General features: G+C 64.6%; 17 protein-coding genes. 5 read left to right on the top strand and 12 right to left on the bottom strand.

Features of this window, described 5'->3' with window-relative positions; genetic code table 11:
• Positions 1–56: 56 nt before the first annotated feature.
• The 4 genes from QWI33_RS02980 to QWI33_RS02965 all read right to left on the bottom strand — a co-directional run bounded on the left by QWI33_RS02980 (position 57) and on the right by QWI33_RS02965 (position 6,592).
• Positions 57–3,014, bottom strand: coding sequence for a Z1 domain-containing protein (locus QWI33_RS02980; protein WP_289954727.1), 2,958 nt, complete (start codon positions 3,012–3,014; stop codon positions 57–59).
• A gap of 16 nt (positions 3,015–3,030) precedes the next feature.
• Positions 3,031–3,981 (bottom strand): PD-(D/E)XK motif protein, encoded by a 951-nt coding sequence (locus QWI33_RS02975; RefSeq protein ID WP_289954726.1) that lies wholly within the window; start codon positions 3,979–3,981, stop codon positions 3,031–3,033.
• Positions 3,982–3,997: 16 nt separating this feature from the next.
• Entirely contained in the window at positions 3,998–5,608 is a 1,611-nt protein-coding gene (locus QWI33_RS02970; RefSeq protein ID WP_289954724.1) for an ATP-binding protein, read from the bottom strand.
• 243 nt (positions 5,609–5,851) lie between these two features.
• On the bottom strand, positions 5,852–6,592 hold the full coding sequence (locus QWI33_RS02965; protein ID WP_289954722.1) for a class I SAM-dependent DNA methyltransferase: 741 nt from the start codon (positions 6,590–6,592) through the stop codon (positions 5,852–5,854).
• Positions 6,593–6,715: 123 nt separating this feature from the next.
• Here QWI33_RS02965 and QWI33_RS02960 point away from each other — a divergent pair, with 123 nt between their 5' ends.
• Positions 6,716–7,240 carry an acyl-CoA thioesterase gene (locus QWI33_RS02960; RefSeq protein ID WP_289954720.1) on the top strand — a complete coding sequence of 175 codons (525 nt, stop codon included), beginning with the start codon at positions 6,716–6,718 and terminating at the stop codon, positions 7,238–7,240.
• Positions 7,241–7,287: 47 nt separating this feature from the next.
• Here QWI33_RS02960 and QWI33_RS02955 read toward each other — a convergent pair whose 3' ends face one another.
• Positions 7,288–7,602, bottom strand: a complete 315-nt coding sequence (locus QWI33_RS02955) for a hypothetical protein (RefSeq protein ID WP_289954717.1) — start codon at positions 7,600–7,602, stop codon at positions 7,288–7,290.
• Positions 7,603–7,898: 296 nt separating this feature from the next.
• On the bottom strand, positions 7,899–8,225 hold the full coding sequence (locus QWI33_RS02950) for a hypothetical protein (RefSeq protein WP_289954699.1): 327 nt from the start codon (positions 8,223–8,225) through the stop codon (positions 7,899–7,901).
• 227 nt (positions 8,226–8,452) lie between these two features.
• Between QWI33_RS02950 and QWI33_RS02945 the strand changes: the two genes are divergently transcribed.
• Positions 8,453–9,262: a DUF5753 domain-containing protein gene (locus QWI33_RS02945; protein ID WP_289954697.1), complete on the top strand. Its 810-nt coding sequence runs from the start codon at positions 8,453–8,455 to the stop codon at positions 9,260–9,262.
• The gene (locus QWI33_RS02940; protein ID WP_289954695.1) at positions 9,259–9,504 is read left to right on the top strand and encodes a DUF397 domain-containing protein; all 246 of its coding nucleotides are present in this window, start codon (positions 9,259–9,261) and stop codon (positions 9,502–9,504) included. The genes QWI33_RS02945 and QWI33_RS02940 overlap by 4 nt, the downstream gene beginning before the upstream one ends.
• Positions 9,505–9,620: 116 nt before the next feature.
• Here QWI33_RS02940 and QWI33_RS02935 read toward each other — a convergent pair whose 3' ends face one another.
• Entirely contained in the window at positions 9,621–10,436 is an 816-nt protein-coding gene (locus tag QWI33_RS02935) for a class I SAM-dependent methyltransferase (RefSeq protein ID WP_289954693.1), read from the bottom strand.
• Between the two features lie 155 nt (positions 10,437–10,591).
• On the opposite strand from QWI33_RS02935, the gene QWI33_RS02930 reads away from it, so the two are divergent.
• Positions 10,592–10,831 (top strand): hypothetical protein, encoded by a 240-nt coding sequence (locus QWI33_RS02930; protein ID WP_289954691.1) that lies wholly within the window; start codon positions 10,592–10,594, stop codon positions 10,829–10,831.
• On the opposite strand, the gene QWI33_RS02925 is transcribed toward QWI33_RS02930, so the two are convergent.
• The 5 genes from QWI33_RS02925 to lpdA all read right to left on the bottom strand — a co-directional run bounded on the left by QWI33_RS02925 (position 10,832) and on the right by lpdA (position 17,014).
• Positions 10,832–11,941, bottom strand: a complete 1,110-nt coding sequence (locus QWI33_RS02925; RefSeq protein ID WP_289954689.1) for a phosphotransferase — start codon at positions 11,939–11,941, stop codon at positions 10,832–10,834.
• Positions 11,938–12,909 (bottom strand): phosphotransferase, encoded by a 972-nt coding sequence (locus tag QWI33_RS02920; protein WP_289954688.1) that lies wholly within the window; start codon positions 12,907–12,909, stop codon positions 11,938–11,940. The genes QWI33_RS02925 and QWI33_RS02920 overlap by 4 nt, the downstream gene beginning before the upstream one ends.
• Positions 12,910–13,181: 272 nt before the next feature.
• Positions 13,182–13,613 (bottom strand): hypothetical protein, encoded by a 432-nt coding sequence (locus QWI33_RS02915; protein ID WP_289954686.1) that lies wholly within the window; start codon positions 13,611–13,613, stop codon positions 13,182–13,184.
• 218 nt (positions 13,614–13,831) lie between these two features.
• On the bottom strand, positions 13,832–15,598 hold the full coding sequence (gene sucB / locus QWI33_RS02910) for a 2-oxoglutarate dehydrogenase, E2 component, dihydrolipoamide succinyltransferase (RefSeq protein ID WP_289954683.1): 1,767 nt from the start codon (positions 15,596–15,598) through the stop codon (positions 13,832–13,834).
• Positions 15,599–15,625: 27 nt separating this feature from the next.
• Positions 15,626–17,014 carry a dihydrolipoyl dehydrogenase gene (gene lpdA, locus QWI33_RS02905; protein WP_289954682.1) on the bottom strand — a complete coding sequence of 463 codons (1,389 nt, stop codon included), beginning with the start codon at positions 17,012–17,014 and terminating at the stop codon, positions 15,626–15,628.
• A 215-nt stretch (positions 17,015–17,229) separates the two neighbouring features.
• On the opposite strand from lpdA, the gene QWI33_RS02900 reads away from it, so the two are divergent.
• Complete coding sequence (locus QWI33_RS02900) at positions 17,230–17,562, top strand: oxidoreductase (RefSeq protein WP_289954680.1); 333 nt, start codon at positions 17,230–17,232, stop codon at positions 17,560–17,562.
• The last annotated feature ends 25 nt before the right edge of the window (positions 17,563–17,587 follow it).

The raw sequence follows: 17,587 nt of genomic DNA, 5'->3' as shown, positions 1-17,587 counted from the left end.
TTTTCCCATATTACCCACATACCCTCGATCGAGCTTTTCCAGATGCCATTCTCCGTCTACTCCCCGACGTCGATTACCAGTCCCTTCCCCGAGTCGATCGCCTCAAAGCGGACTACGCGTCCGTCGCTACTTTGGCTCGATGCGGGCGCCACAAAAGCAAATGTCATGACCAATTTGCCAGGGTCAATATCGCCTGATTCGCCAATTTCGAGACGGTTGTCCCATTCGACGACCGGATACAACACCACCACGCCTCGGCGGGGGGACTTCATCGATTCCGTGACTTCATTCCCGACCTCGGTCTTCGCGCCGGCGATACGTAGTGCTGCGGGGCGGTGCTTTGGGTCGCCGATCGCGCCGAACAGCGATTCACGTCGGCGGTCGCGGGCGAACCATGAGTAGCTGCGTCCGTTTACTTCGAGCGTGAACGTGTTATCGAGGTTGTGCTGTGGTGCCAGGACTAGCCAATCATCCACTTTCGGACGTTCGCCTTGGGTGATCTTCTTCAGGAAGGCCAGGTTGGGGAGGAACCTAACCCCGTCGTCACTCCAGCGCAGATCGCTGACGAGCTTTAGAAACTCCGTGGCGGAGAGTTCGCCTGTCAGCGCGGAGAATCGATATTTACCGCGGCCGTCACCAGGATGGGAGAACTCCTTGGGCTCGGTGGACAGTGATTCGAAAACTGAAGTCCACGTGTTTACGTTGTGACGCAGATCGGAGACGGCAGTCTGTTTCGGGTAGGCGCTGGGCTCGTGCCAGTCTCCCGCAGATCCCCGCTCCACCAGGCGGGTGTTGTACATCTTGTTGACACTGGTCGGTTTGATATGGGGAAGATGAGCGGAGACCAAAGGCGGCACATCTTTGGGACGAATCTGCGGTTCGCCGTTGACCGGTTCCGAATATTGCCGAAGTTCTGAGCGGAAGGCCTCCTCATCGAGACAGATCGCCTCGAAGAGTTCGTATAGGTCAACTTTCCTCCGGCCTACAATCTCTTCGCGGCCGAGATAGAGCCGCACGAGGTCGCGATACCCGTCGCGGAACCCGAACCAACGGCCCATCTGCATTAGAGTGGAGGCGTTGTTCGTCGACCGTCGGAAATAGGAGATCGTCAGCCCTTCGACCGTGAAGCCTCGCGAAAGCGACTGTCCACCGATGAGTATCTTCCAGATCGGTCGCTTGTCGAAGTCGGCTTTTCCGGTCTCAATGTCCTTGTCTCCGTTGACGACGATGATCGGTTGATCATCTCCACCGATGCGGTTGAGCGCTGTGCCCACGTGGCGGGCAAGCTCATCAAAGGTCGACGGGACGGCTTCCCCTTTGGCTCGAGCTCGGGATACGGGAAGGATGTCGCTCTCGAAGAGCCGGCGAAGCCGCTCGTGCCCGTTCTCACCCGTATAACCGGCACCCCACCACAGCTTGGTGACGCGTCCCAGCAGCTCGCGATGTACCGACTGGCGCACCGACTCGTGAATGAGCATCGTGTGGTGGGTGAAGTGTCCTGCACCCAAACCACCTTCTTCTTCACGGTAGAGCTTCATAGCCGCGGTGAGGATGAACATGTCCATCGCCTCCTGCAGGCAGGGGTCGTCGTTTTCGCCCTGTATGAGGATGTCGCGGACGTGCGACTTCTCGTTCGAGTTGGCAACGGTTCGTTCCTCAGCGTCGATTGGAAGGTCGAAGTCGTGGAAGTCCCGGGCGCCCATGTACCCGTCCGGAGGGAGAAGCGAGATGATGAAATCCTTCGGATAGATGTCCTCTGCGTCGCTGGGATCTACGAAGACATTGGCATACGGTGTAGCGGTGTAGCCCACGTACTGCGCTCGTGGTAGCAGTCGTAGCAATTCCGAGATCTTTTGATTGATCGCAGTTCGCTTCGCGGTTCGAGCAGGGTTTGAGGTGTTGACGGAGGCCTCATCGGCCTCGTCGTCGATGATCAGGACCGGAATCTCCGAGAGCGGCGTCTTGATCTTGTTGAGATCTTTGACCAATTTCGCAAGCACACCCTTGTGCTTTTTGACGACCATGAGGCGTGCGGAGGAGCGGTGCAGATTCTGCGGATCGTACAAGGGAAGTGCAGGCTCCTGCTTTTCGAATTCCAAAGCGACGATCCCCTGCAGCAGGCTCTTGTAGTCCTCGACCGAGGTTGTCATTCGCACGATGTCGAAGCCGCCGAGCGCCGACGGCAGTGCTCCGAATGTTGCGAACTGCCCCTTCGCCCACGCAGGATCGTCCGCATAGTCGGACTCGAACTCGCTGGCGCCACGAAGAATGTTCTCGCGGCCCACGAGTTCCATGTCGAGCCGCCGTTGGGTCTGTGCACGCAGAATGTTGAGGGTGCCGCTGAGGACGATCACCAGGCGGTAGCCCGCGTCCATGGCCTTCGCGATTACACCGGTGAAGTTGGCGGTCTTGCCGGACTGAACGTGTCCCACGACGAGCCCCCGAGACTGGTAGATCTCCGGATCCGAGGGGTTGGCCAGGCGTTCGACGACTTTACCCGAGGCGTCATTGACGGCGCCGATGGCGTGGTCGAGCCAACCCTTCGCGGACAGGAGGTCCAGGTACTTGGGCCAATACCACTCACGTCCGTGCAGCTCGGTAGTCGAATACCACTCCCGATGCGTATCGCTGATCACGACCGGTGCTTCGGTCTTATAGACCGGAATCAGTTGACTGAGGAGCTTGCGCGTCTCCGGTCCCAGTTCCAGGCGATCGTAGATGTCTCCTCGACGTTCCTCGGTTCGAGACGAGGCCTGGGACCAGGATGGCCCATCCGCATAGTCCCAGGAGGTCAGGCGCTTTCGCCACATGTCGACCAGCCGGTCCGTCGATGAGACTTCGCGGAGTGTTTGCCGAAAGTCGTCTTCTGACGCGCAAGACCTGGCCAGATCCGAAGGCTCGATGTCCTCCGCCTGGTATGTCAGCGACTTCTGCAGGCGCTTCGGTTTGCTGGTCGCCATGTCGCCGAGCACGGCCTGGTGGAGGGCGACTCGGACGTCAGAGACTTCATGCACGGCTTGGTCCTCACGATCATGGGAGTCGGAGAGTTGAAAGGTCGATCGGACAGTCGTCCGCGGATTGCGCCCCGGTCACGTCCACGTCGTAGACCACCGCTGCAATGTGACCGGAAGTCGCGGCGGGAAGCATCTCGAGCGTGAGCCGGGGCATAGAGGTGGTGGATAGCACCAGGGGATCGTTGCGAATCGTCCAGTGCTCGTCGTCGACATGGCCAGGGTTCAAGCCAACCGCCGTGAACGCGTCGTTCAGCTTCTGCAGCGCACGGAGGTCTGAGTCTGCGGTGGCTTGACGAACCGCCCCCACCGACTCACTCAAAGTCGTACCGCTTCCGCCACTTCGGGTGAGCTGGAGAGAAATAAACCACAATGGACGATTTGTTTTCTCCTGGAGCTGGCCGACGCCATGGATCGTGTGTCGACGCAGCTCTGAAGCGGTGGTCTTCACCTCGAGATCGCAGCCGGCCAGCGCGAAGTCGTGCTCCTCACCCTGAGGTCCGACCCATGCGTCGATGGCCGCAGGCCACCCTTCCTGTTCGGCCAGACACTGAAGTACCGCGAGTTCTCCATGAAGTCCCAGGCGCTGCTGCATACTCATCGATCGCGGCCGATCGAGCAGGGCGTTCCAGGCGTGGACCGTTGAGTCGAAGGCGCGTTCGAGGGAGGCGCCCTTGATGACAATGCGTTCTGCAATCGCCATCACCAGATCATGAAAGTCACGCAAGAGCTCGGGTCGGGTGGTGCTGAAACGCGCCGAACGCCGACCATCGAGGAACACCGTGTCGACCTTGACTGCTGACAGTGGGGACCGTGGCGGCTTCTGGGTACGGTCCAGCCCGACCAGTAGTGAGATTCCGTCGCCACCGTCTTCGACGTCATAGTGGACCTCCGGGCCGGTTCCATTGGAGAGGGGGTATCGGACGCCCATCCCATCGGCGAGTTGTTCCTCGACGGTCGACCAGGCCAATCCGGGAAATCGTGAGTCACTCAAGAGCGTCGTCCGCCGTTCGATGGTCAGGTGCGCTGGAATTCGGCGGTCCAAGGACTCGGAGCCAGGTCTCGAGGCCGTCTGCGACCCCATGGTCGACCTCGGCCGCTGCCGCTGACCGCAGCACGGCCTGCCACATTTGCAGGTTGTCCTTCTCTCTGCTGCCGCTGTACTCCTTCTCGAATACCTGGTGGAGCAGCAGGTACATCAGAGACTTCAACAGAGGGGCATCGTCGAGGCCACCGCGGCGGCCGGCGAGGACCGCTTCTCGGTAATCGCGATTCAACACGATCATTCGACCGTCGCGGTCGATGTCGAAGAAGGCTCCATCGTCGAGATGTCGCCAGCGCACGGTGATCGGTTGCTCGCCCGGGATGAGGGGGAGTTCCTCTTCGATGGCCTCTCTCACGACGGGATCGAACCCTTTTCCTGGTCCGATCACCGATTTGCGCTTCAAACCTTCCCGCTTGCGGGCCTCGCGATAGACCTCCTCGGCCTCCTCCAGGAACCTGCCGAACGTGCGTTCTCCGCTGCTGCAAGCCGTTTCGAGGGCGGAAGTGAACGCGGGACCGGCCTCCACTCCCTCCTTCTTCACGGTGAGTCGGAATACGTCTCCCGATTCTTCTGGGAGGTCCACGACGATTCGGGCGAGAGCGAGGTGCTGTTCGGGTTGCCGGTAACCGTTCCAGCCTCCTGCCTGCACCAACCGATCGTGGCGGTAGAAGTAGAAACCCTGCCGCTCCATGACCGAGCCAACGGCTCGATACTCGTCAAGCGAGGACTTCGGCGGCCAGATATGCGCAGTCAAAGGTATCGAACCAACGGAGGGAACATCGGCTGCGAACCGGAGGGGGTACTCCTGATGGCCTGGCACCGGATATGCGAAGGGGTCCATCGGTCGTACGCCGAAATTGACGTACTGGGCGCCCGTTGATACGTCCTCCACCGCGATCGTGATACTGAAGTCGTCGCGGGCGAGAAATCGATGCAGGTGCAGACCGAGGTGCATACCGAGCTTGTTGATGGTGCGATGCAGGTATCGATCTGTCTGGCCCGCGCCACCGTGCCGAGGGAAGTCTTTCACCTCATCCCACCGGATGATCGTGCCTTGATCTTCAATCGGTCGTGACGAGTAGCGGTCGATGAGCGACTGCGCATATCCGGGGGCGACGATATCGCATTGGAACCCTTCGACTGCGCGCTCCATGGCCCACTGGCGTCCTACTGCTCCGAGGTGTCGTGTCCTGCTGACGACCGTCACCGAAGCGGCATGGCTCAGCGAGGCCGATTTCAAGCCGGTGCCGAACATGCCAAGCGCTCGCCCGTCGTAGTTCCGTCGTCCACCGACGGTCATCGCCACGTCGAGATCGTCCTCTGCCATGCCCCGGCCGTCGTCGATCACGAGCAGGCCGACGAGCCGGTCATGATCCCGAAGGAAGCGGACCGCCACGTTCTCGGCACCGGCATCGATCGAGTTGTCGACCAGATCCGCAATGGCCACCTCAAGTCGGTAGCCCTGACTGCTGAGGGCTTCCATATACCGAGCGTCCGGTGGCAGGTGTTTGCGGCCCGCCGTGGGGACTTCGTAGATCCAATCGATGGTCATGACCTGCCTTGGAGGTGAGGGAGGCGTTCAGGGAGATCTCGCTCGAGGGTAACGGAGTATTGAGACTTGAACGGGTCCAAGGGTGGTTCACCGATAGTGTCGGTGGCCTTCAAGCCGACCCTCAAATCACTGGATCCCCGGTAGCGCGTTGGTTCTCGCCACCGATCGAGAGGGCGCTACCTAAACGGTGACCGATCGCAGGCCGCCGGTGTAGCACTGCGGCGTTCAGATGACGCAGTCAACTCAGGTGGGCTTTTGCCAGATGGAGACGTGGCTTCGGCTTTCGTGGGTGAAGGGGGTGCCGGCCCAGTCTTCCCAGCGGTTGCGGAGGGTCATGCCGGCGAGGCGGGCCATGAGGTCGAGTTCGGCGGGCCAGGTGTAGCGGAACGGGATGGACTTCTGGCTTGCGGTGCCGTCGTCGTTCATGGTGACGTAGTTGGAGCTCATCTGCTGGGTCGCGCAGTCGTAGAGGTCGAAGGCGAACTTGCGCGGTCCGATGGCGAACGGCACTGCATTCTGGCCTGGCGGGATGAGGCGGAGGTCGGGAACGCCGTTCTCGATGACGAAGCAGCCACCCGGTTCGAGATGGGCCGCGGCGTTCTCGAAGCAGGCGACCTGTGCGTCTTGTGAGGTGAGGTTGCCGATCGTGTTGAACACGAGGTAGACCACGCGGAAGTCGCCGTCAATGCGGGTGGACGCGATATCGCCGATCGTGATGTCGAGGTCTTGGCCGCCCGGTTTGGCGCGCAGCTCTGCGGTCATGTCCGGTGAGAGGTCGATGCCGCTCACCGGGATGCCGCGAGCGGCGAGTGGGAGGGCTATTCTGCCTGTGCCGGAGGCGAACTCGAGTGCGCGTCCGGTTCCCGCCAGATCTGCGAGCATGTCGACGACCGGGTCGACCTTCTCGGGCGCGAACATCTCGGACGAACTCTGGTCGTAGCGGGCCGCCGCGCTGCCGCTGAAATGGTCGGTAAGCTCAATCATTTACGGATGGTATCGGCGGCAAGTGTTCGCGGGCGAAGGTTTTCTCGTGCGGCGGCATCATGCTACTGTCGGGTAACTTGTCTGCTGGGTAAGCATGTCTACAGGACTATCGGCGGTGCTCTGTTGAACCTCTACTTTCGGTTGCTTCTCCTCTGGATGCGTTTGCGGCGTCGGAAGGCGCTGGAGATCTGGGATACGGCCGCGACTCCATTCCGGGTGATGCCGAACGATCTTGATCCCTTGGGGCACATGACTAACGGGCGCTACCTGACGATCATGGACCTCGGCCGTATCGATCTGATGATGCGATCCGGATTCTGGGCGAAGATGAAGGAGCAGGGCTGGTACCCGGTCGTGGCCGGGCAGACCATCACCTACCGGAAATCGTTGCGGCCATGGCAGATGTTCGAACTTCGGACCCGAGTGCTCGGATTCGACGAGCGCTGGGGATACATCGAGCAGACCTTCTGCGTTGGCGACACGGTGTACGCCCAGGCCTTCGTGCGCACCCGGTTCCTGAAGCGATCCGGGGGTTCGGTGGAGCACGACGAGCTCGAAAAGCTCGCCGGCGGATTCCCGCCAGATCTTCAGGTGCCCGAGTGGCTGCTGCAGTGGACTGCCGCGACTCGCATCAACGCGGTGAAGTGAGCCGCGACCCCCATCAACATGTGAAGTGAGCCGCGGCGCGGTCTCGGTCAGCGTGCGGGGGGAAGCAGCGGCGGCGAGGCCGGTGGTGGTGGTGGTGCCGGATCGGGCGGTGAAGGCGGCGCGTGCGGAGGCAGGGTCGGGAGTTCCCAAGCGGCGTGGCGGAGTTGGGTCACGAGGTGGTCGGCCGCGGATTCGATCTCTTCACGGCGGAGCCGGTCGTCCAGACGGTTCGAGGCGATGCGGGCGAGGATGAGGATGTTCAGCGCGGTCTCGCGGAGCAGGTGATTGAGCGGGATGCGTGTGCGGGCTCCGGCAAGGGCGGTTATGGAATCGGCGAGGTTCTCGAGTTCAGGTGCGGACATCGGTGCCTCCAGTTGTTGTGCAGTTGTCGGGCGAGCAAGGCCCGTTGCGGAAAGCGTAGAGACGGCCACTGACAGTTCTCCGTTCGATTGAGCGCCACGCGATCATGGCCGCGGCGTAGAACGTGGGTTGTGAATTGAGGTGGCCGCGCCCGGGACCCACCATCGCCGGACGCGGCCGTGAAGTGCCTCGGCGCCGAACCCCCTGGGGAGGCCGCGCAAACGAGACGTCTGACGAGCGCGACCGTGTCTGTGGAGGACTGAGATTGCAGTTAGTCCCACCGCCGCGCCCGAGTTGGTTAGGGATGAGATTGAGTCTGGGCTCTCCAGCTGCGGTAGAGGGCCAGGATCGTTTGGCGGAAGGCTTCGCGGAGTTCCGGAGTCGGGAAACGCCAACGCGATTCGGTGACGAGGTGGAGGTTGGCCGAGCCGGTATCCGGTCCGGTGAGGACTCCGAGATAGATCGAGGGCTCGCCAGAGGCGACGCGGAAGCACATGACAGTGCCCCAGTCATGGTCGAGGATGCAGCGGACGCGAGTCGATTCGAAGAGGACAACGCCGATCTCGTTCACATGGGGGACAGGCGAAGGACGCGGATCGTGCTCGATACTCGGATACTGCTGCATGGTGCCTCCAGTTCGCTGAAGCCTCTGGTGGGTTTCTGGTGGAGAAGGTGCGATGCAACGAAGATAGGTCCATCCACAAGGTCGAATCAAGATCAAAACCCCAGGTCATGGCACGGCGGAAAAGCTGGGCGCACGTGCTCGGCAATCCTGATCGGCGTACTGCCGACCAAAACTGCCGACCGTTTCGTGGTGGTTGTGTGGCAACGGATTCGTGTGATACTCAGCGGATGGCAGATGCAAGAGCGCTTCGCCGCGAGATCGGGCGCGAGCTCGACAAGATGCGTGCCTCGGCGGGTATACCCGCGAATGAAATTCGGATCATCAAGATCTGTGGCTCCACTCGGACCTATTCGCGGCTGGTGAAGGGCGAGCGAACCAACCTGACTTACCCGGTGATCGGTTCGCTCTGCGACCTCTTCGAGGCGACTCCGCAGAAGAAGTTCGAGCTCCAGCGACTTTGGGACGTGCTAGATGACACGAGCTTTGCGGAATCGGCGGAAGCCTGGGTGAAGGCAGGGTTCAGCCCCTACCTCGGTTTCGAGCGGATAGCGGTGAAGCTCGACCTGCACGAGATGACATTGGTTCCCGGCCTGTTCCAATCTGAGCGCTATATGCGCGGCCTCCACGACCGGAATTCGCAGCTTCCTCCGGAGGAGGCGGAAAAGATGGTCGAGCTGCGGTTGCGCAGGCAGAAGGAGATTGAGGACCGCGGCGAGGCCGTGCAGATCCGAGTGTTGCTCCAGGAAGGTGTTCTCCGAGGCGGGTGCGATCTCGAGCAGCTGGAGCACTTGTGGGAAGCCGACGAGCGGCCAAATGTAACGATCGTCTACCTACCGTTTGCGGCTGGGCCACATCCCTCGCTGATCGCGCCGTTCAACCTACTATCGTTCCTTGATGACGAGGACCCTGACCTCGCTTACTTCGAAGCTCCTGGTGAGTCGCGGTTCGTTGAAGCCGTTGAACCGGTGAAGGCCTGCAGGCGTGCGTTCGAGTCGGGGTTGGGGCAGGCCAGGGCGATCAAGGAGTTCAGACAATGAGTCAGAACGGGTGGCGAAAGTCCAGCCGCAGTGGCGGCGACGGAGGCAATTGCCTCGAAGCGCGCGTCGCACCGTGGCGGAAGTCAAGCCGTAGCGGTGGCGACGGAGACAACTGCGTTGAAACGCGTGTCGCGGTAGCCGGCTTCGAAGTTCGGGATAGCAAGCTCGGTGACTCTTCTCCGATCTTCGAGCTCGCTGCTACCGACTTTACGGGGCTGCTCCGCGCGGCCAGTCGGTCATAGCCTGAGTTGGTGCTGACACGCTGACGTTCAGAGGCCCGTGGGGTGGAAGGTTTCGCCTCCCACCCCACGGGCCTCGTTGTTGCGCGGCATCGGCGCGGCGGCTGCCTCAGCGGCCGTCAGGCCCTCGCCAGGACCTCTCCGTGCGGGATCATCAGCCAGCTTTCCGGGTTCTCTCCCCAGGCCTTCCATGCCTCGGAGACGGCCTGCAGCTCTTCCTGGGCGGCATGTCCACCCGAGACCGCCTGCTTGGCGAAGTCGGAATGCAGCGCCCGGTCGGCCCAGAGGCCGCCCCACCAGTCCCGTTCCTGTTCGTTGCTGAAGGTCCAGGTCGTCGAGGTCGCCTTGACCGCGTCCTCGGCGAATCCCGCTCGCAGCGCCCAAGCTTTCAACATGCGGCCCGCGTCCGGCTCGCCTCCGCCCGCCCTGGCGACCTCTTCGTACAAGTCCAGCCATTTGCTCAGACCCGCTGATGCCGGGAACCAGGTGAACGCCCGATAGTCGCTGTCGCGCACCGCGACCACCCCTCCCGGCTTCGCTACCCGCCGCATTTCTCGCAAGGCCTGGACTGGATCGCCCACATGTTGGAGGACCTGGTGGGCGTGCACGACATCGAACGAGTCGTCGGCGAACTGCAGGTCGTGGACATCGGCGACCCCGAAGGTCATGTTCGTCAGGCCCCGGGACTCGGCTTCCTTCGCGGCTTGCTCCACGATGGCCGGTGCGTAGTCGACCGCCGTGACATGGCCGTCCGGGGCGAGCGCGGCGAAGTCCGCCGAGATGGTGCCGGGGCCGCAGCCGATGTCGAGGATCGTGCTGTCCGAACGCAGCTCGGGCAGCAGGTACGCCGCCGAGTTCTCCGCCGTTCGCCAAGCGTGGGAACGCAGGACCGATTCGTGGTGACCGTGGATGTAGGTCGCAGTCTCTTTCGCCATGAGGTGACCATATCGAGTCATGCCTAGTATGTGGGAGAGACTTCCTGAATAATGGGAGCACTTCGTCCGGCTGAGTGTCGCAAATGTCGCAAACCTGACAAGCGACACGACTCGCAGTTCCCACGCTCGATTCCGTTGCCGCTTAGCGTGAGTCCATGAGGAACATGCCGCTTGAACGTGCCGAAGCCCATGCCGCGGGTCGCGAGACGGTCCGCGTTGAGACGCGGGCGAGGCTCGTGAGGGCAGTGCTGGCGTTCCTCGACGGGAACGGGGTACGAGTCAGTGACGAGGACCGGGCGCGCTTCGCCTCGTGCACCGACGACGCACTCATTGAGTCGTGGCTGTTCAGGGCCCCGTTCGTGTCGAGCGCGTCGGAGTTGTTCACCGAGGAGTGATCACCAGCCGCGCCGCCGTGCGAGCCAGTCGGCCGCTGCGAGTGCCGCCCAGCGCATGTGGTGATGGATCGCGGGGGAGACGATCCTCCGTGGTGCGTCGTCCCAGCCGTCGAGCAGCGCTCCGGTGATCGCGGCCAGCATCGTGTCGAGCTCCTCGCCGGTGACGCCTTCGGAAGTCGGGTGAGACCAGAAGCGGTGTTCCACGTCGTGCCCGTCGCCGTTCGCGACGATCAGCACGTTCACCGTGTCCACCCATGGCGGCACATGCCGGGGCTTGGACCAGTCGCAGATCCAGGCCCGTTCCTTGCCGAGAAAGAAGTTGTCGGGCCGCAGATCCCCGTGAGCCACCTGGTCGGTCACGAGGATGCGGTCGATGCCGGTTTCGATCTCCGCCAGTTCGGTCCATCGCCCGTCAAGGCTCGGCGGCAGCGGGATCGGTGAGGCGCTGCCGTTGGCGACGTTCTGGAAGAAGCTGAGGTTCTCGGCGGTCTTGGGGCTGATGCCGCACGCGACGAGGTCCGGCGGCGGCGGATTGAGCGCCCTCGCGGACGCCGCCCAGGTGTCCAGCATGCGGTCGAGCGTCTCCGAACGCATCGGAAGCGTCAGCGGTTCGCCTTGGAGCGCTTCGTATCCGCTCACGCTCCAGTGCTCGATGTCGGCGTGGAACAGCGCGCTCGGCGCAGGGACCGAGCGGGGAAGGGCGGCGGTGTACCGGGCCTCCATCTGGTAGGCGTCGCGGACCTCGGGGGTGGCCGGACCGGCCGCTTTGACGAACGCCGCAGCGCCGGAGGCAGCGCGAACCTTGGCCGCGAATCCGGTGGTGAAGCCGCCGCCGGCGATCAGCACTTCGACCGGCTCGCCGCCGAGCTCGGCGGCGATATGCCGGCGCACGGCCCTTGGCAGGTCGGTGTAGTCCGGTCGGACCGCGGTGTTGGCGAAGTCGACCGGCGAACCGAAGCCGAAGGCGCGCCCGGGTTCGGCCGAGGCCGGGCCGGGCGGCGCCTCGGCGGCGGTCGAGCTGGGCGGGGCCTCAGCAGTCGAGTCCGGCGGTGATCCGTCGCTCGCAGGCGGGCGTTCCCTCGCTCCGGACTCGCCGCGTGGGCCGGTCATGTCCAGCCGCGCCGCTGGGCGAGCCAGTCGGCGGCGGCGAGGCCGCTCCAGCGCTGGTGGGCCCGGATGTACGGGGATACGCCGGGGATCGGGGGATCGTCTGCCTGGCTGAGGTAGTAGCCGATGATCGAGGTGAGCGCGGTGTCGAGCTGGTCGGCGGTGGCGCCTGCGGCGGTCGGATGGGCCCAGAAGAGCGCGTCGGCGTCGTGGCCGTCGCCATGGGCCGCAATGAGGAAGCACACGGTGTCGAACCAGGTCGAGTGGACCTCGACCCAGTTCCAGTCGCAGATCCAGGCCTGGTCGGCGCCGACGATCATGTTGTCCGGGCGCAGGTCGAAGTGCATGACCGAGTCGGCGGTGAGCGCCTCGTCGATGCCCTTTTCGAGCTGCGCGAGTTCGCTGAGGCGCCCTTCGAGGACGGGCGGTACCGGGAACGGCTTGATGCCGCCCGACTCGATGAAGGCGAACTGGCGCAGGTGGTGGTCGACGGGCCGGGCGCTGACGCCGAGGTCGAGCAGCGCCTGCGGGGCCGGGGTGAGGGCGGCGGCAGCGGCGGCCCACGCGTCGAGCATGAGGTCGAGGTCGCGCGGGCTCATGGGGAGGGTCGGGGCGCGGCCGTCGACGGCTTCGAAGCCGAGGACCGTCCAGTCCTCGAAGTCGGCGGCGAACTCGAGGCGCGGGGCCGGAACGCCTTGGGGGAGTGCGGTGTTGATGAGCGCTTCACGGCGGCAGACGTTGAGCGCCCAGGCGTTGTCGGGTCCGGCGGCCTTGATGAAGAGCTCGGCGCCGGAATCTGCGCGCACTCGGGCGGCGAAGGCACTGCTGAAGCCGCCGCCGGCCATGCGGATGTCGGCGGGCTTGCCGCCGAGTTCGGCGATGATGCGCTCCTGGACGTATGCGGGGAGCGTCGACCAGTCGTTGCGGACGGCGGTGGCGTCGTAGGGGACCGTGGGTCCGAATCGGGACATGCGATGAGTGTGGACGGGCTCCGGCAGCGCCGCAACGGGTTTAGGCGGGAGTTGGGCGATTCCGGCGTCAGCCTTCAAAACGGGCAGCGGGAAGGCCCCCGTTTTCAAGCGTCCCATGTGGGTGCGACAAGGACCGGGCGAGGCGTGGCGGGGCGCATCAATCACCCGGATGTGAGCGGTCTTCGTCATTGTGGCGAGGGCGCGGTCGGCCGCTGGAATGCGAGCGGCCCTCGCTGCCGTGGTGGGGACGGCGGCGAGGGCCGGGTCTCATTCTATGCGTTCGCGAGCAAGGAGGGAATCACCACCGGCAGTACGTAGCAGCCGATGTCGCCCACGGCGCTGTACGTGAGGGCCCAGTCGGCGGTCTTCGCGTCGCGGCACAGCACCACGAAGACCACCATGCAGCTCATCGCCCGCTGCGCGTCCGTCATGAACCGGAGCCAGGACTCGGCCTGGGCGGGGTCGGGCTGGAGGACGGCGTCGAACAGGAGGGCGACGACCCGCTCGTCGCCTTTGGAGTAGGCCGCGGCGACGCAGACGCGGAGGCGGCCCGGCTGTTCGGGCAGGGTGATCGTGCGGCGGGAGACGCTGATGGCGTCGTAGTCGGGAAGGTCGGGTCCGTCGGTCCAGTTGTACAGTTCGGTCGCGAATTCGGGGCGTGTCTCCATCAACATGGCGAGGAGTTCGTTGTACTCGATCGACATTCGAGTTCCTAACTTCCGCGTGGGGTCACAAAAGGTGGGTTGTAGGAACAACGAGGACACGCTTTGCCGGTTACGGGTAGGAGACGCGACTTGTGGAGGCCCCCTGCAGATGCAGGACTATGGCATTTGCACGCAGAAGGGGCGCGACGGGATGATCCCGTCGCGCCCGGCGCGACGGGATGATCCCGTCGCGCCCCTTCCGGTGTCGCTGACCCGCCTTACAGGCCCAGCTGGTGTTCGAAGTTGCCCTCTTCGATGCGCTTGGTGACCGCTTCGAGGTAGCGGGCGGCGTCGGCGCCGTCGATGAGGCGGTGGTCGTAGCTCAGCGTCAGGTGCATGACCGAACGCACCGCGATGACCTCGCCCAGTTCAGGGTCGTTGATCACGCGGGGACGCTTGACGATCGCGGCGGTGCCGAGGATCGCGGACTGTCCGAGCGGGACGATCGGCGTGTCGAACAGCGCGCCCACCGAACCGGTGTTGGTGATGGTGAAGGTGGCGCCGAACAGGTCGTCGGGCGCCAGGCCGCCGTCGCGGGCCTTCTTGGCGATGTCGGCGATCCGCTTGGCCAGGCCCGGGATGTTCAGGTCGCCGGCGTTCTTGACGACCGGGACGATGAGGCCCTTCGGCGTGTCCACCGCGAAGCCGACGTGCTCGGCGTCCGGGTAGGTGATCGTCTTCTCCTCCATGTTCATGGAGGCGTTGACGATCGGGTACTGCTGGAGCGCCTCGATCGCGGCGATCGAGAAGAACGGCAGGAAGGAGAGCTTCACGCCGTGGCGGGCGAGGAACTCGTCCTTCTTCGCCGCGCGGAGCTTCGCCACCTTCGTGACGTCCACTTCGCGCACCGTCGTCAGCTGCGCCGTGGACTGCATCGAGTTCAGCAGCGCCTTGGCGGCGGCCTGACGCAGGCGGCTCATCTTCTCGGTGCGGCCGCGCAGCGGGCTGACCTCGGCCGGAGCCGGGGCAGCCTTCGCGGGAGCGGAAGCGGGAGCGGCGGCGGCCGGAGCGGGCTCCGGTGCCTTCTTCGCGTCGATGACCGACTGGACGTCCTCCTTGCGGATGCGTCCGCCCACACCGGAACCGGTGACCTCGGAGAGGTCCACGCCGTTCTCGGAGGCGAGCTTGCGCACCAGCGGCGTCACGTACGAGCCCGAGGGCTTGGACGCGGCGGGAGCCTGCGCTGCGGCCGGGGCCGCGGCGGGCGCGGGAGCGGTCTCCGGCGCGGCCGGGGCCGGCTTGGTCGGCGTGCCTTCGGCCTTCGCCGGAGCCGTCTCGGGCTCAGGCTCGGACTTCACGGCCGGGGTCGGCTCGGCGGCGGGTGCCGGTGCGGCGGGCGCAGCGGCACCGGAGCCGATGATCGCCAGCACGGAACCGACCTCGGTGGTCTCGTCCTCGGCGACCCGGATCTCCAGCAGCGTCCCCGCGGCGGGGGAGGGGATCTCCGTGTCGACCTTGTCGGTCGAGATCTCCAGCAGCGGCTCGTCCACCTCGACGGTGTCGCCCACGGCCTTGAGCCACGACGTCACCGTGCCCTCGGTGACCGACTCGCCCAGCTCGGGGAGCAGGACCTCGGTCCCCTCGGCCGGACCGCCGGAAGCGGCCGGGGCCGCCTCGGCGGCGGGGGCCTCGGGCTCGGACTCCTGGGCGGCCGGGGCCGGGGCCTCGGTCTTCGCCTCGGGCTCGGGTTCGGGCAGCGGTTCCTGGGCCGGAGCCGGGGAGGCCGGGGCGTCCCCGGTGGCCTCGGACGGGTCGCCGATGATCGCCAGCTCGCCGCCGACCTCGACGTCCGTGTCCTCGGGAACCACGATCTTCAGCAGCACACCCGCGACCGGCGAAGGAACCTCGGTGTCGACCTTGTCGGTCGAGACTTCAAGGAGCGGCTCGTCGACCTCGACGGTGTCGCCTTCCTTCTTGAGCCACTGGGTGACTGTCCCCTCGGTGACCGACTCACCGAGAGCGGGCATCGTTACCGATGTCGGCATCGTTCGTTCAACTCCTGCGGTTGTGGATTAGTCGTGGGCGTGCAGCGGCTTGCCGGCCAGCAGCATCGCCGCTTCGCCGATGGCCTCATTCTGGGTGGGGTGCATGTGGATGAGGTTCGCGACGTCGGTCGCGTACGCCTCCCAGTTGTAGATCAGCTCCGCTTCGCCGATCTGCTCGGAGATGCGGGCGCCGACCATGTGTACGCCCACGATCGGGCCGTCCTCGACCGCGACGAGCTTGATGAAGCCCTGCGTCTTGAGGATGTTCGACTTGCCGTTCCCGGCCAGGTTGTAGTTGACCGACTTGATCTTGTCGGCCCCGTACTTCTCCTTCGCCTTGTCCTCGTTGAGGCCCATGGAGGCCACCTCGGGCTCGGTGAAGGTCACGCGCGGGATGCCGGTCTCGTCGATCGGGGCCGGGTTCAGGCCGGCGATGTGCTCGGCCACGAAGATGCCCTGGAGGAAGCCGCGGTGCGCGAGCTGGATGCCGGGGACGATGTCGCCGACGGCGTACACGCCCGGGATGCTCGTCTGGAGGCTCTCGTTCACCGGGACGAAGCCCCGGTCGAGGGTGATGCCCTGCTCCTCGTAGCCGATGCCGGCGGTGACGGGGCCGCGGCCGACGGCCACGAGCACGATGTCGCCTTCGACGACGGTGCCGCCCTGGATCGTGACCTGCACGCCCGTGGCGGTCCTCTCGACCTTCTCGAAGAACTTGCCGGTGTGGAACTTGATGCCGCGCTTGCGGAACGCGCGCTCCAACTGCTTCGACGAGTCGGCGTCCTCGGCCGCGATGAGGCGGGGGAGGCCTTCGATGATCTCGACCTCGACGCCCAGGGACTTCCAGGCGGAGGCGAACTCGACGCCGATGACGCCGCCGCCGATGACGATGGCCTTGTTCGGCAGCTCGGTGAGCTCGAGCGCGTGCTCGGAGGCGATGATCTTCTCGCCGTCGATCTCAAGCCCGGGAAGGGTCTTGGAGTACGAGCCGGTGGCGAGGATGACGTTCTTGCCGGTCACGGTCTGACCGTTGTCGACCTCGACGGCATTGGGGCCGACGAGCTTGCCGGTGCCCTGGATGAAATCGACCTTGTGGGCCTTGACCAGGCCCTGCAGGCCCTTGTACAACTTCGACACGACGTCGTCCTTGTACTTCTTCACGGCCGGCATGTCGACGCCCTTGAACTCGGCGAGGATGCCGAACTGCTCGGACTCGCGAGCGGTGTCGGCGACCTCGCCGGCGTGGAGCAGCGCCTTGGTGGGGATGCAGCCGCGGTGCAGACACGTGCCGCCGACCTTGTCCTTTTCGATCAAGGCCACCTTGAGGCCCAGCTCAGCCGAGCGGAAGGCCGCCGCGTAGCCGCCGCTGCCGCCGCCCAGGATGACGACGTCGTATCCTGCGTTCGGGTCGCTCATTGCTCTCCCCACATAACGATGCTTAAGGTTCGGAGCCCATCCTTCCACCGGCGGCGACTCGTGATCGGCCAGACCCTGTGGTTGGAGTGTGCAACACCATTCAACCGCTTGCTGCGAGCATTCGGAAAGTCCCGTTCGTGTGCGGCTGGACACAGCTGTCCTCGCGCGTGTGTACGCTTGGAATTCACGCCTGGAGTGGTGCGGGAGGAGCGGCCGTGGGCTTGTTCGGACGGAAGAAGAAACAGGGCAAGGGAACGCTGGACCGTGCCTCTGACAACGTTGACCAGCGACATCTGATCGATTTCATCAAGACGCGCACGGGCGTCGAGGCCTACCTCGAGCCGAAGACCACCGTCACCGAGACCACGGTCATGCTCATCGCGCACGACGGCGAGTGGACCCGGCGCCGTGTCGACGGCCCGGCGGGCGCGTTCGCCCTGGGCCGCAAGTACAACACCCCGGTGTACGAGGTCGCGAAGACTGGATATCCGCAGCGTAAGCGGGATTTCGACGCGCGTCGGAAGCTCGAGCAGCAGCGTCGCCAGTAGCGATTTCCCCCGCCGTTCGCGCAAC

It is taken from the genome of Glycomyces tritici (genome assembly GCF_030403505.1).
This window is presented reverse-complemented; position numbering and strand designations above follow the sequence as displayed.

What these genes read in the sequence shown, in the direction of transcription:
- QWI33_RS02955 (WP_289954717.1), bottom strand. Translation starts at nt 7,602, where the DNA reads ATGTCCGCACCTGAACTCGAGAACCTCGCCGATTCCATAACCGCCCTT.
- QWI33_RS02945 (WP_289954697.1), top strand. Translation starts at nt 8,453, where the DNA reads ATGGCAGATGCAAGAGCGCTTCGCCGCGAGATCGGGCGCGAGCTCGAC.
- QWI33_RS02915 (WP_289954686.1), bottom strand. Translation starts at nt 13,613, where the DNA reads ATGTCGATCGAGTACAACGAACTCCTCGCCATGTTGATGGAGACACGC.
- QWI33_RS02920 (WP_289954688.1), bottom strand. Translation starts at nt 12,909, where the DNA reads ATGTCCCGATTCGGACCCACGGTCCCCTACGACGCCACCGCCGTCCGC.
- QWI33_RS02940 (WP_289954695.1), top strand. Translation starts at nt 9,259, where the DNA reads ATGAGTCAGAACGGGTGGCGAAAGTCCAGCCGCAGTGGCGGCGACGGA.
- QWI33_RS02925 (WP_289954689.1), bottom strand. Translation starts at nt 11,941, where the DNA reads ATGACCGGCCCACGCGGCGAGTCCGGAGCGAGGGAACGCCCGCCTGCG.
- QWI33_RS02935 (WP_289954693.1), bottom strand. Translation starts at nt 10,436, where the DNA reads ATGGCGAAAGAGACTGCGACCTACATCCACGGTCACCACGAATCGGTC.
- QWI33_RS02970 (WP_289954724.1), bottom strand. Translation starts at nt 5,608, where the DNA reads ATGACCATCGATTGGATCTACGAAGTCCCCACGGCGGGCCGCAAACAC.
- QWI33_RS02965 (WP_289954722.1), bottom strand. Translation starts at nt 6,592, where the DNA reads ATGATTGAGCTTACCGACCATTTCAGCGGCAGCGCGGCGGCCCGCTAC.
- QWI33_RS02930 (WP_289954691.1), top strand. Translation starts at nt 10,592, where the DNA reads ATGAGGAACATGCCGCTTGAACGTGCCGAAGCCCATGCCGCGGGTCGC.
- QWI33_RS02950 (WP_289954699.1), bottom strand. Translation starts at nt 8,225, where the DNA reads ATGCAGCAGTATCCGAGTATCGAGCACGATCCGCGTCCTTCGCCTGTC.
- lpdA (WP_289954682.1), bottom strand. Translation starts at nt 17,014, where the DNA reads ATGAGCGACCCGAACGCAGGATACGACGTCGTCATCCTGGGCGGCGGC.
- sucB (WP_289954683.1), bottom strand. Translation starts at nt 15,598, where the DNA reads ATGCCGACATCGGTAACGATGCCCGCTCTCGGTGAGTCGGTCACCGAG.